Here is a 22,298-nt window from a genome sequence, read left to right as displayed (position 1 = left end):
TAAGCTCTGAAAAATGAGCAGAAAGTAGAGTGAAAAGTAGTTACTCACTGATTGAATTGATATCCAGTTTTCTAGATTGCTACCAGTTTTTCCTGGCAGCCATAGCGATACGGTACCACCTGACTCCATTCCGAACTCAGAAGTGAAACGTATTAGCGCCGATGGTAGTGTGGGGCTTCCCCATGTGAGAGTAGGACACTGCCAGGTCCTAATTCTAAAACAAAGAACCCAGCGAAAGCTGGGTTTTTTGTTTTAAGGACTAGCACTAACGTGCACCTCCGGTGCAGCGTCTTCACGCAGTGTGCGTCCAACCCCATGTGAGAGTAGGACGGGCTGGCCCTCCAGACTGCCAGGTCCCAATTCCGAAAAGCCCTTGTCTTACGACATGGGCTTTTTTTGTATCTGTTTTAAAAGTATCTTAACTTCATACCAAATTAATTTACTGTTACTTTTTTGTATTGACGCTCAGTTGAAATAAATACGTAAAGTTATTAATACCTACTTATAAGCATTAGTTACTTGCTCATCTATCTTTTATTCGCTAGCTTTTATATAAAGGGAGCAACGATAATAAATGCTTCAATTTTAAGACAGTGCCTTTCAATGTATTTAAAATGTAGTATGACTGTTGTCTTGTTGCTTCTCGCAAGTTTTGTAGAAGCGCAAGAGACAAGCATACCGTTAGAAAATAATAATACCATCGTACTAGGGGTTGTTGAGTTCCCTCCGTTGGTTATTAAAGATCCCGTAGGTTTTGGTTGCCATGGTGAAGCCGTAACGATTTCTAGAACAATACTCGAGTTAGTTGGGTATAAAGTAGAAGTCGAATGTCCGCCTCCCGCTCGTCTTTTTGAGCGAATTCGAAAAGGTAAAGTAGACATAACAGTCAATGTAAAAGGCACAAAAGCGTTAGACAATAATGTGACATTTGTCGAAAAGCCGTTTAGTCACTTATCGCTAGTATTAATGACAAATACAGGCGCGGGCGGTGATAAGACTGTTGCTGGTATAAGAGGTTATGACTATGTCGGCTTGAGACAAGAACTTGTAGATAGCAACTATACGTTTTTTGATATGCCAAACAGCACTGATGCCATTCAACTATTCCAGTTTGGTCGTACTACCCATCTGTTGACTTATGAAGCACCTTATCTTTATCACATTGAACGTGTGCCCGATAATGTAAGTGATTTAGCAGTATCAATGCGTCGCAATATTCCCACTTTCTTTGCTATTTCTAATAAGAGCGAAAGAAAAACTGAATTACTGGAAAAGCTGACACGACTGTTTAAACTTTCAGAAAGTGGAACAGTAATAGAGCAAATGCAAACTATGAATGAGTAGGTAAACCGCTACTTTAAGTAGTTTAAACCAGGCGACAAAATGAAACATAATTAGCATTTTGTCGCTTAAAAATTCAAATAAATTCAGTGTGATAGTGGTAGCTTGAAAAAAAGTTAATAAATTATGAAATTTCGTCGCGTGTGGGAAGGTCTTCTTAAATACACGTGCTTACCGTACGTCAAACATGACTAAAATTATTGAGGGTAGATCAATGAAACAAATTAAAAAATCTTCTGTAGCTACAGCACTTGGTGCAGTTGTAATTGGCTCTTTGGCGTCTACGGTTGCTGTTGCTGAAGTGAATCCATTTGGAATGCAGTCACTAGAATCAGGCTACAGCCAATTTGCGGCGGAAGGCAAATGTGGTGAAGGCAAGTGTGGCGGCGATAAGTCTGCGAAAGAAGGAAAGTGTGGCGAAGGCAAATGCGGCGGCGACAAGAAAGCTCACGAAGGTAAGTGTGGTGAAGGCAAATGCGGCGGCGACAAGAAAGCCAAAGAAGGTAAGTGTGGTGAAGGCAAATGTGGCGGCGACAAAAAAGCCAAAGAAGGCAAGTGCGGCGAAGGTAAATGTGGCGGCGACAAGAAAGCCAAAGAAGGCAAATGTGGCGAAGGTAAGTGCGGCGGCGACAAAAAAGCTAAAGAAGGTAAATGTGGCGAAGGTAAGTGCGGAAGCATGTAATCAAGGTCTCATTTAGCGAGATAATGTCAATTACAGAAGTGTGATTCAAACTATTATCTTGTAAATGCTTTGCTAAAATGGCCGTCATTCGATGGCCATTTTTGTTTTTAATGGTAATGAAGTAGTGGGGAAATTATGAATGCTATCAAAGGTGCTGGTTTAGGCTTTAGACGAGAAATGCTAGACGAGCTTTTACCGTCTTTGCCAAACGAAGTCGATTTTTGGGAGGTTGCCCCTGAAAATTGGATACCTTTGGGGGGCCGCTATCAACAACAGTTTGAACAAGCCTCAAAACAAGCCCCTTTCACTACACATGGTTTATCGCTTTCTATCGGAAGTAGCGACAAATTAGACGTTGAATTTGTCAAAAGCGTAAAACGCTTCTTAGATACTCACAATATCGACTTGTACAGTGAGCATTTAAGCTATTGCTCTGGCAATGGTCATATGTATGACCTTATGCCAATCCCGTTTACTGAGGAAGCCGTGCATCATGTGGTCTCTCGAATAAAGCAAGTTCAAGATATTATTGAGCGCCCGCTGGTGTTAGAGAATGTGTCTTACTATATTGCGCCGGGTCAAGAAATGACTGAGCTAGACTTTGCTAATGCGGTTATACAAGAGTCTGAGTGTCTAATGCTACTTGATGTAAACAACGTTTACGTAAATAGCATCAACCACAAGTACGATGCTCATCGCTTTATCGAAGGGCTTCCTACTAACAAAATAGTGTATGGTCACATCGCAGGGCACTACGATGAAGCAGAAGACCTAAAAGTGGACACGCATGGCGCAGATGTTATAGATCCCGTGTGGAATTTACTTGAGCACGCCTATTCGACACATGGTGTTTTTCCAACGTTACTAGAGCGAGATTTTAATATTCCGTCTGTTGACGCACTCTTGTCCGAGGTACGTCGTATTAAGCAAATTCAAGAGCAGTTTGACAGTATTGACGTTACAGCGTTTAACGGGAGCGTGGCGTGAATAAATCGTTTCAATCTGTACAATCAGAATTTGTAAATGCAATTAAAGACCCCTCATCCTATCAGCAGCGCAGCGATGAAGAATCGAGAAGAATGGAAATTTATCAGTCGCTATTTTTCAACAACATTGACAACTTTGTGAGCACTGCCTTTCCCGTACTTAAATCCATAGTTATTAAGCTTTATGGAGAAAAAGGGTGGGAGTCATTGGTGAGACAGTTCTTTATAGAACACGAGTGTCGCTCACCCTATTTTGCTGAAATTAGTAAAGAGTTTGTTGAGTATTTATCTGGCTCACCTCAACTGGCGATAGAGTTACCGGAGTTTAGTGCAGAGCTAGCGCACTATGAATGGCTAGAATTAGACGTCAGCATTCGCTCTAATGATGACACGGCTGCGTTTTACAAAGAGGGGCAAAATGTACAAGCAATTAAAGTGTCGCCCTATGCCTCATTAGCAGGCTATTCCTATGCAGTTCATTTGATTGGCGATGACTATATGCCTGAAGATACCGCGCCAGAGCAGCAGTTTTATGTTGTTTATCGCGATGCTCAGTGCGATGTCCAATTTGCCAACATTAACCCGGTTACTGCAATACTGCTTAATACACTGGAACAACAAGAAAGTGGTGCGACGTTTGATGAGCTCAGTGAGTTATTACAAGGTCAACTTCCTCAAATACCAAAGGATGCTTTGGTGTCCGGAATGCATCACACCATATCCGAAATGCTGCAAAAAGGCATCATAATGCCTGCCACTGTCGATTAACTATACGCCATTTATTCGCGTTATATTAAACTTTAGCCATGATCTGTATCGAAAGTGAGCGATCAACCACATTAGCGCTGTCAATCGCGCTTGCTTTCGATTAACATTTAGCACCATTTTTTTGTTCATAAAATTGTTTAGGTAGTGCAAATGGCTGACAATTCAGATTTCAAAGAAGTCTATAATAAGTGGTACTTTCTAGCATCGCTCGTAACTCTAATCGCGTTTCCGTTGATGCATATCATCGCCGGCTGGTTTACCTTCTGGTTATAACGCAGACATTCAAGGCAATATTGTGACTGCAGAATATATTAAATCAGTAGTAAAAACCGTACCTGACTATCCAAAGCCGGGTATTTTATTTAGAGATGTAACCAGCGTTTTGGAAGATCACAAAGCGTTCAGTAGCTGTATCTCATTGCTTGTTGAAAAGTATCAAGGCATGGGCTTCACTAAAATTGCGGGCACAGAAGCGCGTGGTTTTCTTTTCGGTGCGCCGTTGGCTATCGAAATGGGCATTGGCTTCGTCCCTGTAAGAAAGCCGAACAAGCTTCCACGTGAAGTGGTTAGTGAAAGCTATGAGCTTGAGTATGGCACCGATACATTGGAAATTCACAAAGACGCTATTGTACCGGGCGATAAAGTACTTCTTATCGATGACTTGCTAGCAACTGGCGGCACTATAGCGGCCTCTGCAAAGCTTATCCGCTCTCTTGGTGGTGAAGTGAATCACGCAGGCTTTGTCATTAACCTTCCGGATTTGGGCGGGTGTGAGAAACTTTCTGCGCTAGACATCGAAAGTTATTCAATTTGCGAGTTTGAAGGCGAATAAACGCCTTAGATACTGCTCATAAAACACATAAGGCCAAAAACGTAATAATGAGTTATCAGGTATTAGCAAGGAAGTGGCGCCCAGGAAAGTTCAGCGAACTTGTAGGGCAAGAGCATGTAGTGTCAGCCATTTCGAATGCTTTAGATAACGATCGCTTGCATCACGCTTACCTATTTACAGGTACTCGCGGTGTAGGGAAAACCACTATTGCGCGTATCTTTTCAAAGAGCCTTAATTGCGAAGAAGGTCAAGGTGCAAACCCTTGTGGTCAATGTAATACCTGTAAAGAGATAGAGCAGGGCAATTATGTTGATTTGCTCGAGATTGACGCAGCATCAAGAACGAAGGTAGAAGATACACGAGAGCTTCTTGATAATGTGCAATACAAGCCCACACGGGGCAGATACAAAGTGTACCTCATCGATGAGGTGCACATGTTATCAAAGCACAGTTTCAATGCGTTGTTAAAAACGCTTGAGGAGCCACCACCGCACGTCAAATTTTTGCTGGCGACTACCGATCCGCAAAAGTTACCGATAACGATTTTATCGCGCTGCTTACAGTTTAATCTGAAAGCGATGTCGCGTGAGCAGATCGTAGGGCAGTTGTCTCATATCCTTGAACACGAACAGCTTCCGTTTGAACCTCAAGCACTTGCTTTGTTGGCACGAGCTGCACAAGGCAGTATGCGTGATGCATTAAGTTTGACAGACCAAGCTATTGCCCAAGGTGGTAATCAAGTCGTCGCATCAATTGTGACAGACATGCTTGGCCTGATGGATAAAAACCAGCTGTTAAAAGTCATTCATGCCGTGGTGAGCAAAAGTCCGGCAGACGTGCTGCAACTGGTCAACGACATTGCTGAGCAAGCGCCTGATTATGACAATGTTCATGGTGAGCTTGCGAGTCTTTTGCATCAAATAGCCCTTACGCAATGGGTTCCAGAAGCGTGCAAACTAGAGACGACGTCTGCAAAAGCGATTTATCAGCTAGCCAAAACAATACCTGCAGAGCAGGTTCAATTACTCTATCAAATTGCACTACAAGGCAGAAAAGACTTACCGTTTGCTGCTGACGGTAAAAGTGCTTTTGAAATGACGTTAATGCGTATGATGACGTTTGCGCCATCTGCACCACTCGCGGACACGGCTTCCGATATAGCGTCGGGAAACAGCAACGTTACATTGCCGATTAGTGGCAATGCCAATGCGAATCAGAGTAGTTCAACGATATCGCCGCCAGACCCAAGTGGTGGCCCGGGAAACGTCAGTAAGCAGGAGGATACGCATGCTAGCGAAACTTCTGCAACTTCAATAAAGACGCAAGACGTTATTGACGACAGCCATGTTGTTTCTGATGAGACAGAAACCCCGGTAAATCCCCAGCCAGATGAAAAGTCTGAGAATGACGCATTAGAGACACCGTTGCCACAAGCCATGGTTTCTGAACAGGCCACATCAAACCAAGTGATGCCAGAGGTATCTCAAACCGCGCCAGAAAGTATAGAGTCGGATACGTCTGCCTCAGTTGGGTTTGATGGACCACCGTTAGATGCATACATGGATGATATGCCAGCGTCGTCAGATGATGACGTTGATTATGGCATCGACAATATCGATTTACCGGTTCACACTGAAGCTAAAGTACCTGAAGAACACAATTCATCAGCTAGCACAAATGCGCTTTCGGCAGAAGAACAATTGACTTCAACGGCTGACATGCTGGCGCTTCGTCAAAAGCTTAAACAGCGCAAGGCAGAAGACGCAGAAAGTAAAACAGCTGACGGAGGGGCTAACTCGGGACTAACAAGCGCAGAAGAGATTCAGGCTCGATTTGTAAAAACAGCGACACCATCTGCACTAGATAATGAACTTAGCGTATCCAGCGAAGGTCGCGAATCAAGCGCTGATGCGGTTGCCGAGACAAGCGTTGCTGGCGATTCGACAGCACAGGATGTTGTTCATGTTACTAACAATGCAACCACTTTAGCGAAAGATGATTTACCGAGTGCGGTACATCAAAACGCTGGGCAAAATGAAAGTACCAACCAGCCACAATTAGAAAACGACTTTTCATTTGATGAGTTTGACTCTGATGCTCCCTATGCAAATGAGCCCAGCGCGTCAGCGCCTTTTGAAAATGAAGCACAGGCACCGAATTTTGAACAAGATTCGAATGAAGTAATCGAGCCCCAAAATTTACAAAAGGGCGATACCGCTTCAGCTGTTGATCATGACTTGCCTCCTTGGGAAAGCCAACACAGCTCGGCAGGACATTCAGATTCTAGCAATGAGCTCCCTCCTCATTGGGAAAATGATCTACCCGTCGAAAGTACTGCGCCTCAAGTGTATGACAATACTATGCAAGGCCATGGAGAGGAACAAACAGAATCATCTGATGCTGACTTTGCTTGCGATGCATTTGATTTTGATACACCACTTGCCACAACGTATAACGGGAGTCTTAAAGCCTACCTCAATGATGGGAACAAGCTTACTCACGCCAGTCAAATTGATAGTTGGAGCCAGTTGGTAGAGCAAATGCCTGTTGCTGGTTTGCTTAAGCAGCTGGTACTTCATGCCTCTTTTGTGCGAAATGGGAACACGGTATCCCTTGAAATTGATCATAGTCAGTCGCATCTATTAAACGACAGTACAAAACAACAGCTAATAGATGCAATGCATCATGGGTTGGTTGAAAATGTAAATGTGGATATCACGTTGGGCGAACCATCGACGACACCATTTGCATTACAACAGGAGATACATGCCATGCGTCATGCGCATGCGCATACGGTAGTAAATACCGACGATACAATTCAAGCACTGCTATCGACCTTCGATGCCTCAGTATTAACCGACACGGTTAAAGCAAGATAGTAGATTTATTAACACCAAAACGAAGCGAGATAAGAATATGTTTAAAGGTGGAATGGGCAACATAATGAAGCAGGCGCAGCAAATGCAAGAGCGCATGCAAAAAGTACAAGACGACCTAGCAAAACTAGAAGTAACTGGTGAAGCAGGCGCAGGTATGGTTAAAGTTACCATGACGTGTAACCACAATGTGCGTCGCGTAGATATTGATGAGTCGTTGATGGATGACGATAAAGAAATGGTTGAAGACTTAGTTGCTGCGGCATTCAACGATGCGGTACGTCGTGTACAAGAAACCAGTAAGGAAAAAATGGGTGACGTAACTGGCGGAATGCCACTACCTCCAGGCTTCAAAATGCCGTTTTAAAAAGAATTCTGCAATGTTGCCTTTTTTTCACTACAAAGGGCGACGATGTATAAGACACTTTTTATCTAAAAAGACGCTGGCTATTACCAGCGTTTTTTATTTCTTAATGTCCAATTTCTCGTTTCACTCTCAGTTCTAGTTTGTTGAGGAATTCGAAAACTTGGTAACTGGCCTCTTCCATTTCACTTAGGTACGTAATCAGTTCACTACCGTTATCTGCCTCGTGAGCTTCTATAGCAGCGAGACCTGATTGGTGAACACGGGCATGTGGCGTTCAAGATCTTTAAATTCAGGGTAGTGGGCGTATTGTGCTTGCCCGTCGCCTTGGTAATACCACTTGCCTATAAAAAAAGCCCAGACTGGCTGAGCTTTAGTTAGTTGCGAGTAGATTGGTTAAGCAGTAGCTTTGCGTTGTCTTCTTAGCGCGATACCTGCCACACCAAGTAGCGCTAATGCTAATGAACTCGTTGCAGAGACTGTATTTGCTACAGTACTTGTATAAGCGATGCTACCGCTAGTAAAAGCATGCGGATCAGAGCAACAGTTCACGCCAGAGCTTAAATTAAATGTGATGCTAATCAGGCCATCAGCGATGATGCTTGCCCACGTCGCTTGAGATATTGTTGCTTGGCCTGTCATAAATACCATGTTGCTATGACTACCAACGTAGTCATCTGATGCAAAGTTAAAGAGATCATTGCCAACATTATTGTCAAAGATGGTACCTAGTGAAAAACCATCGATAGAAATAGTTACAGACTCTGAAGCGTCGTTGTTGTCGAAGTCGCCAGCAATCATAAGAGTGAAAATAGCATCGGAAAATGTAGTAGAAGGGGCTATCAAGTTGCTATATGTTATACTCCCTCCATCGACACTAGTGCTCATTGAAGACAACGTAATTAAGCCAGCGTTGGCACTACCTGAAATCAACAACATTAAACCAACAATTAATTTTTTCATGAGTTTATCCTAACTGCTAAAAAGATGTGTAACATGCCTTTAGCTATAATAGTGCCACTTTGTAAGGTATTGTTTTTACGTTGATAATTTTGATAGATTAAAGGTGGTGTAAAATTTACAGACACACTCTATTGAGAACGTTTGAAATGAGTTATAACTTTAAACTCAGATTTCTAATATTGTCTTTATTTTGGTCCAGAACGGAATTTAACCCGTTAAAGAATGGTCTTTAATTTTTGTAGTCTATCGAGAGCTGTGCTAAGTGCGTTGGGGCACACAGTAAGGCAGTTCACTTTTTATTCTTATTTTCCGTTTTAGAGGTTTTCGTAGTGCTAAGGAAAGGCTTAGTTATCTCTACCGTTTTTTTGCTGCCTATAGCGGCAGCAGCGTTCTTTTTAAGTGTTCATGAGTTATTTAGCATGAAGACTGTTAATGTCGACCCAAAGTTAAAAGAAATATCGGGTATCGAATTTGATAAATATAAGCGTCTTTGGGCTATCAATGACAGTGGTGATGGTCCGAAGCTGTATATGCTAAATAAAGATGGCACTATTGCTCGAGAAGTAACGGTAACCAACGCCAAAAATGTCGACTGGGAAGATATGACCCAAAATCGCTTTGGGCACTTTTTCTTAGGAGATTTTGGTAATAACGACAATGACCGTCGTTGGTTGACCATATATAAAATTGAAAACCCAATAGATATTAAAACCGATACCACTGAAGCAGAGATTATCAAATTTACCTATCCGCAAATGGCAAAGGGGAAGGTAAAACCCGAAGACAAAAATTACGACTTAGAGGCTTTTGTTGAATATAAGCGTAACTTGTACTTGTTCACTAAAAATCGCACAAAGCCATTCGATGGTATTACTAAGCTTTATAAGGTCGGCGACCATGCTGCAAATTTTGATGCACAGCTCATCGGTGAGTTTAAAACGTGTACAACACTAGAGAAATTGTGTTGGATCACGTCTGCTGCCATTAGTCCAGACAGAACGAAATTGGTACTTCTCGATTCTACCAGTCTTTGGCTGTTCGAGAATTTCGTAGGTGACAACTTTTTCAGTGGGGATGTGTCGCGTATTGACTTAGGTGTTGTTACTCAAAAGGAAGCGGTAACGTTTTATGATGACAATACTCTTATATTTACTGACGAAGAGTACAAAGGCTTATTCGGTGGAAATATATATGAAGTTAAACTCGACCAGGTAAAGCGTATCGTGATTAAATATCGCGAAGATTCAGATCAAAATAAACAAATAAAGCAGTAAATTTTTATGAAGTTTAGTCCATTACTTTCAGAGCTTATTCAAGCATTGACCTGTTTACCTGGTGTGGGGAACAAAAGTGCTCAGCGTATGGCGTTTCATTTGTTGGAGCGAAACCGCACTGGCGCAATAGACTTGAGTAATGTTCTGCATAACGCGATGGAACATATTCATCACTGCAAACGCTGTCGAACCTTTACCGAGGATGAACTTTGCGATATCTGCCGGCATCCAGAACGAGAGGCTAGCGGATTACTTTGCATTGTAGAAAGCCCACAAGATGTTTTAGCTATTGAGCAAACCCTGAGCTACAAAGGTCAGTATTTCGTGTTGATGGGGCATTTGTCGCCAATTGATGGCGTAGGGCCAAATGAAATTGGTCTTGATGAGTTTGAATCTCGACTTCAAGCTGGTGGCATCAATGAAGTTATATTGGCGACCAACCCTACTGTTGAAGGTGAGGCTACGGCACACTATATTGCTCAGCTATGTGCCTCTCACAATGTAGAGGCTTCTCGCATTGCTCATGGCGTACCTGTGGGCGGAGAGCTCGAATATATCGACGGTAATACGTTAACTCATGCTTTTTCAGGCAGACGAAAGCTTTAACATTCTATTCAAACAGCGGTTTATTTGTCTGTAAGCCGCCGTGCACCAAAAATTTTCACCGCTAATTAATAAATTTTTGTGCTAAACGTTGAAAAATGCATCCAACGTCCTCACCTCGCTAACAGTAGCGAAATCCATTCAATGAGGAGATATTGGATTATGGCTGAAGCAGCCCACAAAGAAACCCATGGTTTTCAAACAGAAGTAAAACAGCTTCTTCATCTAATGATTCACTCTTTGTATTCAAACAAAGAGATTTTCCTACGTGAGTTAGTGTCAAATGCCGCCGATGCTGCAGACAAGCTCCGTTTTCGAGCGTTGGAAAATGACAGCCTTTATGAAAACGACGGCGATTTAAACGTTAAACTAAGCGTAGATAAAGAAGCAAATACTGTCACCATTACCGACAATGGTATTGGTATGACCCGTGACGAAGTTATCGCTAACCTAGGTACAATTGCAAAGTCAGGTACTAAAGACTTTTTTAGTAAATTGTCTGGCGATAGCGCCAAGGATTCACAGCTAATTGGCCAGTTTGGTGTTGGCTTCTACTCCGCATTTATTGTTGCCGATAAAGTAACGGTTCGCACACGCGCAGCAGGCGCTGACGCCTCTGCGGGCGTTGAGTGGATTTCAGACGGTGAAGGCGAATTCACTATCGCTGAAATCAACAAGCCGACTCGAGGTACAGAGATTACCCTTCACCTTCGTGAAGATGAAAAAGAGTATGCTGACGCGTGGCGTCTTCGCTCTATCGTGAGCAAATATTCTGACCACATCAGCATTCCTGTTCAAATGTGGAAAGAAGAAGTACCTGAAAGTGAAGGTCCTGATGGTGAAAAAATTGCAGCGCAGCCTGGTGAGTGGGAAGTTGTAAACAAAGCTACTGCGCTGTGGACTCGCGAAAAGTCTGATATTTCAGATGAAGAATATAACGAGTTCTATAAGCATATTTCTCACGACTTTGCCGATCCACTCGCATGGGCGCATAACAAAGTTGAAGGGAAAACAGAGTATACCAGTCTTCTGTATATCCCCTCAAAAGCACCGTTTGATATGTGGAACCGCGATCAAAGCCATGGGTTAAAACTTTACGTACAGCGCGTATTCATTATGGATGACGCTGAGCAGTTCATGCCAACGTACCTTCGCTTTGTAAAAGGCTTGCTTGATAGCAACGATTTACCGCTTAACGTATCTCGCGAAATTCTACAAGATAACAAGATTACACAAGCACTGCGTCAAGGCTGTACCAAGCGCGTATTGCAAATGCTTGAGAAAATGGCGAAAAACGACGCTGAGAAATATCAGTCTTTCTGGAACGAGTTTGGTAATGTGCTAAAAGAAGGTCCTGCGGAAGACTTTAGCAATCGTGAAAAGATTGCTGGTCTACTGCGCTTTGCTTCAACGCACGGTGACTCAGATGCGCAAACGGTATCACTAGCTGACTACATCGAGCGCATGAAAGAAGGCCAAGACAAGATTTACTATGTAACGGCAGATAGCTTGCAAGCTGCTAAATCAAGTCCGCACCTTGAGATTTTCCGTAAGAAAGGCATTGAAGTACTTCTTATGGGCGAGCGCATTGACGAGTGGTTAATGTCTCATTTGACTGAGTTCAACGAAAAGCAGTTCGTTTCTATTGCGAAAGCAAACTTAGATCTAGGTGATTTAGAAGACGAAGAGACCAAAAAAGCACAAGAAGAAGCCGAGAAAGAGGTTGAAGGCGTTCTAGAGCGTGCTAAAGCAGCGTTAGGTGATAAAGTTATTGATGTGAAATTTACTCACCGTCTTACTGATTCACCTGCGGTTATCGTGGCTGACGATAACGGCATGACAACGCAAATGATGAAGTTGATGCAAGCAGCCGGACAAACTGTACCGGATGTGAAATATCACTTCGAGCTAAACCCGGAGCACAGCTTAGTTAAACTGCTAGCAGATACGCAGGATGAAGAACTGTTTAATCAGTGGGTTGGTGTATTGTTCGATCAAGCAGCGTTGTCTGAACAAGGTAGCTTGAAAGATCCATCAACCTTTGTTCAAAACCTGAACACACTGCTGATGAAGTTAGCAAAGTAAAGCGCTAACAATATTAAATAGGTAAAAACGGGCTTAACGCCCGTTTTTTTATACGTGTTGTCAACAAATGTAAGTTTGTGATCTTAATTGTGCTATATTCGAAGCGTTTATAAGGCTCTTAAGATAAAAATCTCACTATTATTGGCCTGCAGAATAAAATATTGGTAGACGTAAATAATCAATTACGCCTATAAGCTGAATATATATTCGCCATTAGTCTTAAGATTCACCTAACGGTGCTGCTTACACTTGTCACTCAACTGTTGAATGTGTAAAGTGCCGGAAGTAAAAAAGTTCAAAAATCATAAGCGGAGAACGCACTCATGCGAATCATTCTTCTCGGCGCTCCTGGCGCGGGTAAGGGCACACAAGCTCAGTTTCTAATGGGCAAATATGGTATTCCTCAAATTTCAACTGGTGACATGCTTCGTGCGGCTATCAAAGCTGGCACAGAGTTAGGCTTACAAGCCAAGCGCGTCATGGACGAAGGGAAATTAGTATCTGACGAAATCATTATTGGTTTGGTTAAAGAGCGCATCGCACAAGACGATTGCAAAGATGGTTTCCTATTAGACGGTTTTCCTCGCACAATTCCTCAGGCTGATGCCATGAAAGAGGCAGGTGTTTCGGTTGATCATTGTATTGAATTTGATGTGCCGGACGACGTGATTGTTGAGCGCATGGGCGGCCGTCGTGTTCATCCTGCATCAGGTCGTGTATATCACGTTGTTTACAATCCACCTAAAGTGGAAGGTAAAGACAACGAAACAGGCGAAGACCTAATTGTTCGCGATGACGACAAAGAAGAGACTGTTCGTAAACGCCTAGCAATCTACCACGAGCAAACAAAGCCACTTGTAGATTATTACAGTGCAGAAGCCGCGGCAGGTAACTGTGCTTACCACAAACTAGACGGTACACGTCCGGTTGAAGAAGTCAGTAACGAACTGGCTGAGCGCTTGGGTTAAATACCCGCGTTTTAAGTTGTAGAAAAGGGCCGCGTAAAGCGGCCTTTTTTGTGGCTTGTAACTTATCAACTGATGACGTTTAATAACGTTTTAAGAAGTGGGTTTAGACAAGACCGTATAAAGGTTTTGATAGTCTCGATTTGCACATAACAATAACATGTGGAGCACACCATGGTTTTGCCAATTACGGCGTTTTACGCAAGCTTGTTAGGTATTTGCTACCTTTATTTATCAATAATTGTGATTGGCGCACGGCGTCGGCATAAAGTTGGCATCGGTGATGGTGGACATGAGGATTTGAGCCGTTTAGCGCGAGCACATGGTAACTTCAGCGAATATGTTCCTATTACTCTAATCATGATTGCATGCTTTGAGGCAAATACAGGCCAAATGTGGGCAGTACATGCGCTAGGGAGCGCGTTATTGTTTGGTCGCGTGTTGCACGCATATGGTCTTGGTAAACACGCTGGAGTGAGCTGGCAGCGCTTTGCTGGAATGATCCTTACCTTTATTGCAATGCTATGTGCTGCGATAGGGAATTTGATACTTATTCACTTTGGGCTTTAGCCGACGTTGTGAAATATGAAAACGCCCACGGAAGTGGGCGTTTTATTTTAAATGATGTACTTTACGTTAAAAGCGGTAGGTCACTTTTGAGTATACGAAACGTCCTCTAGGATTGTGTACGCCACCTACATAGCCATACAAGTCACTATCGCCATTACCAATAGCAAATGGTGGCTCTTCATCAAGTAGGTTGTTAGAACCCAGTACAAGACGAAGATTGTCGCTGTAGTTATAGCCTACTTGCAGGTCGACCAACATTTGTGAGTCTACGGTGCGAGAGGTATTCTCTTCAAAGTCGAGTACACCGTCGAAATTAATGTCAGGCGTATCCTCAAACTCACCAATAAAGCTAATATTTAGGTTGGCATCAAACGCGCCTTTTGACCACGTTGTAGCAAATAACCAGCGATGTTCTGGGTAGCCGTATTCTCCTGTGAAATCTAGATTGTTTCGCTCAAAGTTGTTCAGATAAGACCAATCTAAGCTGAAGCGTACATTGCCATACTCGTTCATATCCATACTGTAGTTAGCATTGAAATCTATGCCCGATGCTTCTTGCGATGATACGTTTTGGTATGTGTTAAATATTTTCTGGATTACGCCGAGAGACTCTCCTTGCTGAGGCGCAAGGCGCACACAAACCGTACTATTCTGATTATTACATTCAGCGTCGTACACTAGGCCGAATTGCTGCTCATCAATCTTGTTGTCTTGCGTAATACTCCAAACATCAATACTTAAGCCCAATTCTTGAATGGGTGCATAAATGACACCTACGTTCCACGATTCAGATTCTTCGGCATCAAGGTTTGGGTTACCCCCAAACTCAATGTTGTAGTCGAGTGAATCACAATCTTGTCCTGTGGCATCACAACGATATTGGTCAACAAAGAAAACACTTTTTTGTGAAGGACCTAGGCCAATCTGTGCCAATGACGGCGCACGGAAACCCTGTGCCCATGAACCTCGTACAGTAACTTGATCACTGGGTGCCCAACGAAGGGCAATTTTAGGGTTGGTGGTGCTACCAAAGTCACTAAAGTGGTCGTAGCGACCCGCTAGTTGTAATTCAAGTTGTTCGGCGAGCGGAATTGAAAGTTCTAGATACGCAGCGTATTGATCTCTCTCTGCTGCGGCAGATACAGATTCAGTACCAAAGATTAGCCCGCGTTGAAATTGAATGTCTGGTACATCAGACACTTCTTCTTCTCTATATTCTACACCTGCCGCCATCATGACGACGTCGTCGCCAAAATCGAAAGCCTCACCCGAGATATGCGCATCGAAACTCGTCATGCGCGACTCGCCGCGACGAACTAGGCTAGTCGTAATTTCATCAATAACACTTTGTGGGTTGGTCACGCCACCAAATGGGTTGTAGTTGCCAAGATTGATTTGTTCTTGGAGCCAGTCTACACGAACCCAGCCTTGTGATTGGTCACCGCTTTGTTCTGAGCGGCTACGCCCTTTTTGCACTGATGCTTCCCAGTCGTAATCTGCAATTTGGCCACGAAGACCTGCCACAAGTCGAAGGGTGTCTGACTCTATATCCCAGCGACGAGGACCTGCATCTACCGGACGATAGCGACCAATATCAATGTCTTGCCCGAACGGGTTATTAGGATGAGACCCTGGCACTGTCAAACCTGCATCTTCATCTAAAGGTGTGGCTGCGCCACCTGCTTCTGATGTGTTATGTTGCATGGCAACTTCTAAAAATGCTGTGGTATCAGAAGAAATTTTATAGTCGAATTGCCCGATAAAACCAACGCGTTCAGAAGCTGGGATCGTCAATCCAAATGGGCCATAGTCAAATAAACAACTGCCCGATGCGGTTGCATTTTCAGGTGGACAATCTGGGTCGATAGTTTTAACGCCATCTACATAAAAATAACCTGGGTAGCCTCGTGATGAACGAAAGTCCATACCGCCATAAGGTGACTGGTTGGCCGTACCAAATCGGCCCATTTCATCAGCACCTAACGTACTATTATTGAAATAGTCGATGATTACTGTCGCACTGCTTTTATCGCTTTGCGAACCCCATAGAATACTGGCTGTCGTTTCATCATAGTTCGGACCTGTTGTACCGCCGTAACCGGCATTGAGTTCAAGGCCGTCAAAGTCTTTCTTAAGCACAATGTTCACAACGCCTGCTACCGCGTCAGAGCCGTAAATAGCGGAAGCGCCATCTTTTAATATATCAATACGCTCAATAGCTGCGACAGGAATTGAGTTAATATCAACAAATGAATTGGTAATACTTTCTGCAAAAGAGCTTATCGCGACGCGACGCCCGTTGATAAGTACCAGTGTTGCATCTGGCCCCATACCGCGAAGCGATACCGCCGCGGCACCATTGGCCGTTGAGTCCTGACTGTTATTTCGTGTTGAGAATGTACCTGCGCCAGTCGCAGGCATACGCTCAAGAAGTTGTTGGAGGTTTTCATAGCCCATGCTATCAATCATGCCAGCATCAATAGATTGAACAGGCGATGGGCCTTCCATGTCAGTGCGCTTAATGCGCGAGCCTGTAACCGCAATACGTTCTAAATTATCTGCTTCTTCGTCAGCTTGTTGCGCGTAGGCAGGTGTCAGTGTAGTTAATCCCGAAAATGCCAATCCCACTGCGATGGCACTTACTTTACAACCATGTTTCATTATTATTTCCTTATTTCCATTTACTTGTTGTGTGTTTGCAAGCAGCGTTCTGTTGCAAATTTATGAATAGCATTGGTTAGACTTAAGTTGCAATAGTGAAAATAAGGAAAGATGTGACACTTAGTTACAAAGTGTGTAAACCATGTAGTACTAAGTAGAAGGAAAGAAAGTATTTGAGCAGGAAATAGCAGGAGTAACGAAGGTTACTCCAATGCAACAAAAAAGCGTTCTTTACGCGGTAGGTAAGCATTTTCTTTGTCTACGGAAAAGGCGATTGAAGTGGCTTGACCCCTAATCTCTGAAAGTGGAATAAAGCCATAATAGCGAGAGTCTACACTGTTATTTCTATTGTCTCCCATAGCCACTACATAACCTTCAGGCACAATAACGTTGTCGAAACTTGAAGCAGGACTGTCAATTGGGTTTAAGGCAATGGTACGGGAACTTGATAAGATGTCCTCGCGAAATACGTGTTCATTAAGCGGTGTAAGCTTCGATTTCTCTCCATTTATATGAAGCACATTATCATGCAAAGCGATATTGTCTCCTTGTACTGCAACCACTCGCTTAATCAAACGAGTTTGTGCTGCTTCACTGTCAATAATGATAATGTCGCCCCGTTTCACTGAGCCAGTATTTGCAACGCTGATGTCAGTAAAGGGAATATCAAGTGTATACGCCATTTTGTCTACCACGACGCGATCGCCTACTTGGATAGTGGGCTCCATTGAACCTGACGGAACGTGATACCAATCTGCAACACTGCTTCTAAAGGAGAACATCAAAACAATAAACAATATAAAGGTGAGGTTTTCTTTTACGTATTTTTTTACGTTCAACATTTAAATGCAGCCTTGTGTAATAGGTAATCTCGATGTAGGACGTCAATTGTGTTTATCAGTTCATAGCAAAATGTAAGGATATGTTTCGTGTCAATGTCCCCAGCTGTCTTTAAAATGGCCGCTATAAACGTACCAAAAAGTTAAAATCCTATTGAAACAATGGGTTAATGATGGAGTCTTTAGTGGATATCGGTTTGAACGTGTATAGAAGAGTGACTTAATCATTATTGTCAATGTAGCTTGCTACAAGGCTTTGTGGTAATTCTTAACGCTTTTATGGACAAAAGAAGCGGAACCATGTTTAAACGCTCAAAAATTTTTACTGGGCTAGCGGCTGTTACATTAGTAGCGTCAATAGCAGGCTGTAGTCACTCAAATACCTCTAAACCATTAACCTCTGATCAATCTCAGTCTAAAACCACAACCTCTCAAGTGGAAACCACCGTTGAAAGTTCAGCGACGTTCAATGTCGAGTTTGAACGATTTACTCTTGATAATGGCTTAACTGTACTTCTACACGTTGACCGTTCTGATCCTGTCGCTGCTGTGGCATTAACGGCCCATGTAGGCTCTGCTAGAGAAAAAGAGGGAAGAACGGGGTTTGCACACTTGTTCGAGCATCTGTTGTTCTTGGAGTCAGAGAATTTAGGAAAAGGCGGACTAGATAAACTAAGTGCGCGCATTGGTGGTTCTGGTGCTAACGGATCGACCAGTAGGGACAGCACTAACTATTATCAAACTGTGCCTATTGATGCCTTAGAAAAAATGATTTGGGCAGAAGCCGATAAGCTTGGTTATTTCATTAATACCGTGACAGAGCCTGTACTTGCGAAAGAAAAACAGGTGGTCAAAAATGAAAAACGTCAAAGTGTTGATAACCGTCCTTACGGCCACAATCAATATGTCATTGATAAAAACCTGTACCCCAAAGGTCACCCGTACAGTTGGCAGGTCATTGGGTCGCTAGAAGACCTTCAAAACGCAACGCTAGCTGATGTGAAAGAATTCTTTAATCAATGGTATGTGCCCAATAATGTAGTGCTAACCATTGCTGGGGATATAGATATTGCTCAGACCAAGGCGTGGGTAGAGCATTATTTTGGTGAAATTCCTGCTGGCAATAGTATTAAGCCCTTAGCGCAGCAACCTGCTGCGTTAACTGAAACAGTAAAACGCTTTCACGTCGACAACTTTGCCCAAGCGCCAATGCTCACTATGGTGTGGCCGACGGTGCCGGAATATCACCCTGATTATTATGCATTAGAAGTCCTATCTGAGTACTTAGCGCAGGGGAAAAACGCGCCGTTAAACAAGGTGTTAATTGATGAGAAAAAGCTCACCAGCAATGTTTATATGTATGGTTATGATTCTGAAATAGCAGGTCAAATGCAGCTACAAGTCATGGCGTTCAACGACACTGACTTGAATAGGGTTGCAGAGGCGATTAACCATGCATTTGCAGCGTTTGAAAAAGACGGTATTGCTGAAAAAGATTTAGCTCGTATCAAAGCTGGGCAAGAAACAGGGTTCTATCAGGGGCTATCAAGTGTTCTTGGTAAGGGATTCCAACTGGCCCAATACGAAATTTTTGCAGGTGGGGCACAGTACATCAGTGAAGATGTACAGAAGATATTGTCAGTAAGTGCTGACGATGTCATGCGTGTTTACAAGACATATATAAAAGATAAGCCGTTTGTTGCAACAAGCTTTGTACCGAAAGGCCAAGAATCTCTGGTGCTTAATAACTCGTTAGAAGCGGCAGTGGTTGAAGAGCAAATTGTGGCAGGTGCAGAAGAGAGCTTTGATGCGTCTATCACTGCTGACTACGAACGTACCCCTTCTAGTTTCGACAGAAGTAAAGAGCCGCCATATGGTGAGCAAGTTACCATCACACCGCCGGTGGTGTGGCAAACTACACTAGACTCTGGCATTCACGTAGCGGGCATAGAAAACGATGAAGTGCCGCTTGTCGCGTTTGAGCTTAAGATTGATGGCGGCATGCTGCTTGACCCACAAGATAAAACAGGCGTCGCTAATCTACTGTCTGGTATTTTGCTTAAAGGTACACAAAGCAAGGCACCTGAAGTGTTAGAGCAGGAAATAGAGATGCTTGGCGCTTCACTTGACGCACAAGCGACCGATGACGCCATTGTTATCAGCGGTACTTCACTGTCAAAGCACTTTGATAAAGTGATGGATATTGTTTCTCAAGTCATACTTACCCCACGATTCGACGCGACAGAGTTCGATCTTGCCAAAGATGATGTCATCAATGAGATTAAACAGATTAAAGCAAATCCAGGTGCAATCGCGTCGGTGGAGTTTGGTGAGCTTCTCTATGGTGAAGAGCACCCATTGGCGCAACCTGTTATTGGTTCAGTCGACAGCGTAACCGCCATTGAGGTGAGTGACTTAAAGCAGTACTTTGAGCGAAACTTTACGCCTACTTTAGCCAAGCTTCATGTAGCGGGGGATATTTCGCAGTCGAAGGTAAGTAGCGCACTGGCTAATTTAAACACAAATTGGAAGGCGAAAGCGGTAACGTTGCCTGAAGTATCTCAGGTTAAGCTACCTGAAAAAGCCAAGATTTATTTTTATGACGTGCCCGACGCGAAGCAGTCAGTGCTATATTTTGGTCATCCAGCACCATCTGTGTCTCACCCAGATAGTTATGTTGCCAGTGTCATGAACTACCGCTTAGGCGGTGGTGGTTTTGCCTCTCAACTAATGCAGGAATTACGTGAAAACAAAGGGTATACCTACGGAATCTATTCTGGATTCTCTAGTGATAAGAATACAGGCGTATTTGCATTAAGAAGTAATGTTCGCTCGAACGTAACGTTGGAAGCCATCGAAGCCATACGTGATATTTTGTTGTCTTTCGGGAACAACTATTCAGCTGAAGATTTGTCTGTGACAAAGGGCTTTACGCTTAAGTCTAACGCGCGTGCCTTTGAAACATTGGGCGCAAAACTAAATGTAGTGGGTAACATTAGCGACCTTGGGTTTGCTGACGACTACGTAATGCAGCGCGAGCAGCAAGTTAAAGCGTTGACGGTTGACGATATGAAGCGTTTGTATCAAAACTATGTTCATCCAGACAAAATGATTTATTTGGTGGTTGGTGATAAGGCAACACAATTTGAGCGTCTGAAGGCGCTCGGATTAGGAGAGCCTGTATTGCTAAACGAAACTGAAGAGTAGAAGAGCATATAAAGGCTTGCTCAATAACTGCACTTTAGCACATGTCGTAATTGTGCACGTTTAGTTGAAGTTGCAAGTCTTCGCTTAACTAGAGCGTGTTGACCACTGCAAAAACGTATTGCAAAGGGCAACACGCTGTTACTTCAATGGGCAGGTTGGCCCATTTCGTGTTGCCACATCTTCCTTTTAAGCCAATTGCAGAAAAGCGTTATGCGCTTGTGCTTAGGAGAGTGTTCAAGATAAATGATGTGTGATTTCCACCTGACCGGGTGAGGTATATCGACAGGCACAATAAGTTGGCCTGACTTGATGTATTGCCCAATCATCATATCAGAAGCCAACATAACGCCTTGGCTCGACAGTGCTGCACTCAGCGCCAGATCACTTGAAGAGACCTCGGTTTTGTTGAGAGGCTTGTTCATTGTATCTACTTGAACGTGTTCAAAATACGTCTCCCAATTTACCTTGTCACTCATGGGCAACGCCAGCAAACGCGTTTTTACTAAGTCTTCAGTGCTATGTATTTGCTTGTCTCTTGCAAATGACGGTGAGCAAACTGGAACGACGCCATTCTCACCAATTTTCTCAACAACTAACCCTTCTTTTTGAAGTGCCGAAGTAGACGTGCTAAATCGAATGGCGACATCGACGTTACCTTCATGTAAGTCTTCACATAGATTTGACGCTTGCACGTTGATGTTAATTTCGGGGTGAATGTTAAAAAAGTCGTAAAGATTAGGCAGTAACCACAACGCGCAATAGGCTTGTGTTGAGCTTATGGTTAGGCTCCCTTGAATAGGCTCTTCCTGAACTTGGTTTAACCCATTAACAATTTCTGAAAAGCCCGTCTGACAGGCGTGAAGTAATGTTTTACCTTGTGAGGTAAGTACCATTTTTCGTCCTTGTCGTCTAAATAAAGCCGCGCCAATATTTTCTTCGAGCAAGCGCATTTGTTGACTTACTGCGGCTTGAGAGACAAAGAGTTCTTCAGCGGCTTTGCTGTAACTTTGATGCCGCGCTGCTACTTCAAAACACAGTAAATTGTTTAACCATCGTAGACGTTTGTCCATATTAGTGCTTGTATAAGTTTACCTTATATAAAAGGTTAGGTTTTATCGTTGGTGAAGTAAAGACAAATCAAGGATGCTGAGCACTCGGTGAGCAGGCAAAAGGTAATTGTGACAATGTTAACTAGTTTATTGAGCAGCATGAAAAGGAAGGCAGGTGGGTTTAATGGTGCTAAGCGTGTTATCGCGCTTGTGAGCGCGCAAAAATTTAAAGT

At 43.3% G+C, this 22,298-nt stretch carries 17 protein-coding genes and 1 rRNA gene; 14 read left to right on the top strand and 4 right to left on the bottom strand.

Features of this window, described 5'->3' with window-relative positions:
- The first annotated feature begins 91 nt into the window (after nucleotides 1-91).
- From rrf to OZ660_RS12905, 8 genes are all read left to right on the top strand, one after another.
- Nucleotides 92-207 (top strand): 5S ribosomal RNA (gene rrf / locus OZ660_RS12940).
- 414 nt (nucleotides 208-621) lie between these two features.
- Entirely contained in the window at nucleotides 622-1,344 is a 723-nt protein-coding gene (locus tag OZ660_RS12935; protein WP_274741187.1) for a substrate-binding periplasmic protein, read from the top strand.
- A 211-nt stretch (nucleotides 1,345-1,555) separates the two neighbouring features.
- Nucleotides 1,556-2,023 (top strand): HvfA family oxazolone/thioamide-modified RiPP metallophore, encoded by a 468-nt coding sequence (locus OZ660_RS12930; protein WP_202261956.1) that lies wholly within the window; start codon nucleotides 1,556-1,558, stop codon nucleotides 2,021-2,023.
- Between the two features lie 135 nt (nucleotides 2,024-2,158).
- Nucleotides 2,159-3,010, top strand: coding sequence for an HvfB family MNIO-type RiPP peptide maturase (locus tag OZ660_RS12925; protein WP_274741186.1), 852 nt, complete (start codon nucleotides 2,159-2,161; stop codon nucleotides 3,008-3,010).
- On the top strand, nucleotides 3,007-3,777 hold the full coding sequence (locus OZ660_RS12920; RefSeq protein WP_274741184.1) for an HvfC family RiPP maturation protein: 771 nt from the start codon (nucleotides 3,007-3,009) through the stop codon (nucleotides 3,775-3,777). The genes OZ660_RS12925 and OZ660_RS12920 overlap by 4 nt, the downstream gene beginning before the upstream one ends.
- 295 nt (nucleotides 3,778-4,072) lie before the next feature.
- Nucleotides 4,073-4,609, top strand: a complete 537-nt coding sequence (gene apt / locus OZ660_RS12915; RefSeq protein WP_159626351.1) for an adenine phosphoribosyltransferase — start codon at nucleotides 4,073-4,075, stop codon at nucleotides 4,607-4,609.
- Nucleotides 4,610-4,656: 47 nt separating this feature from the next.
- On the top strand, nucleotides 4,657-7,488 hold the full coding sequence (gene dnaX / locus OZ660_RS12910; RefSeq protein ID WP_274741183.1) for a DNA polymerase III subunit gamma/tau: 2,832 nt from the start codon (nucleotides 4,657-4,659) through the stop codon (nucleotides 7,486-7,488).
- A gap of 37 nt (nucleotides 7,489-7,525) precedes the next feature.
- Complete coding sequence (locus OZ660_RS12905) at nucleotides 7,526-7,852, top strand: YbaB/EbfC family nucleoid-associated protein (RefSeq protein WP_159626347.1); 327 nt, start codon at nucleotides 7,526-7,528, stop codon at nucleotides 7,850-7,852.
- A gap of 393 nt (nucleotides 7,853-8,245) precedes the next feature.
- Here OZ660_RS12905 and OZ660_RS12900 read toward each other — a convergent pair whose 3' ends face one another.
- On the bottom strand, nucleotides 8,246-8,812 hold the full coding sequence (locus OZ660_RS12900) for a hypothetical protein (RefSeq protein ID WP_202261952.1): 567 nt from the start codon (nucleotides 8,810-8,812) through the stop codon (nucleotides 8,246-8,248).
- A gap of 329 nt (nucleotides 8,813-9,141) precedes the next feature.
- On the opposite strand from OZ660_RS12900, the gene OZ660_RS12895 reads away from it, so the two are divergent.
- From OZ660_RS12895 to OZ660_RS12875, 5 genes are all read left to right on the top strand, one after another.
- Entirely contained in the window at nucleotides 9,142-10,086 is a 945-nt protein-coding gene (locus OZ660_RS12895) for a hypothetical protein (RefSeq protein ID WP_202261951.1), read from the top strand.
- Nucleotides 10,087-10,092: 6 nt separating this feature from the next.
- Nucleotides 10,093-10,692: a recombination mediator RecR gene (recR, locus tag OZ660_RS12890; RefSeq protein WP_202261950.1), complete on the top strand. Its 600-nt coding sequence runs from the start codon at nucleotides 10,093-10,095 to the stop codon at nucleotides 10,690-10,692.
- 159 nt (nucleotides 10,693-10,851) lie between these two features.
- Nucleotides 10,852-12,774: a molecular chaperone HtpG gene (gene htpG / locus OZ660_RS12885; protein WP_202261949.1), complete on the top strand. Its 1,923-nt coding sequence runs from the start codon at nucleotides 10,852-10,854 to the stop codon at nucleotides 12,772-12,774.
- A 323-nt stretch (nucleotides 12,775-13,097) separates the two neighbouring features.
- A complete protein-coding gene (adk, locus tag OZ660_RS12880; RefSeq protein ID WP_202261948.1) occupies nucleotides 13,098-13,742 on the top strand; it encodes an adenylate kinase in 645 nt (214 codons plus the stop codon).
- Between the two features lie 171 nt (nucleotides 13,743-13,913).
- Nucleotides 13,914-14,309, top strand: a complete 396-nt coding sequence (locus OZ660_RS12875) for an MAPEG family protein (RefSeq protein ID WP_159626337.1) — start codon at nucleotides 13,914-13,916, stop codon at nucleotides 14,307-14,309.
- Nucleotides 14,310-14,375: 66 nt separating this feature from the next.
- Here the strand turns inward: OZ660_RS12875 and OZ660_RS12870 are convergent, their stop codons facing one another.
- Complete coding sequence (locus OZ660_RS12870; protein WP_274741181.1) at nucleotides 14,376-16,970, bottom strand: TonB-dependent receptor; 2,595 nt, start codon at nucleotides 16,968-16,970, stop codon at nucleotides 14,376-14,378.
- Nucleotides 16,971-17,173: 203 nt separating this feature from the next.
- Nucleotides 17,174-17,812, bottom strand: coding sequence for a signal peptidase I (gene lepB / locus OZ660_RS12865; RefSeq protein ID WP_274741180.1), 639 nt, complete (start codon nucleotides 17,810-17,812; stop codon nucleotides 17,174-17,176).
- A gap of 297 nt (nucleotides 17,813-18,109) precedes the next feature.
- On the opposite strand from lepB, the gene OZ660_RS12860 reads away from it, so the two are divergent.
- Nucleotides 18,110-21,016 (top strand): M16 family metallopeptidase, encoded by a 2,907-nt coding sequence (locus tag OZ660_RS12860; RefSeq protein ID WP_274741179.1) that lies wholly within the window; start codon nucleotides 18,110-18,112, stop codon nucleotides 21,014-21,016.
- Nucleotides 21,017-21,159: 143 nt separating this feature from the next.
- Here OZ660_RS12860 and OZ660_RS12855 read toward each other — a convergent pair whose 3' ends face one another.
- Nucleotides 21,160-22,086, bottom strand: a complete 927-nt coding sequence (locus OZ660_RS12855; protein WP_274741178.1) for a LysR substrate-binding domain-containing protein — start codon at nucleotides 22,084-22,086, stop codon at nucleotides 21,160-21,162.
- Nucleotides 22,087-22,298: the final 212 nt, after the last annotated feature.

The organism is Alteromonas sp. 009811495, assembly GCF_028865455.1.
Lineage (GTDB): Bacteria > Pseudomonadota > Gammaproteobacteria > Enterobacterales > Alteromonadaceae > Alteromonas.
This window is presented reverse-complemented; position numbering and strand designations above follow the sequence as displayed.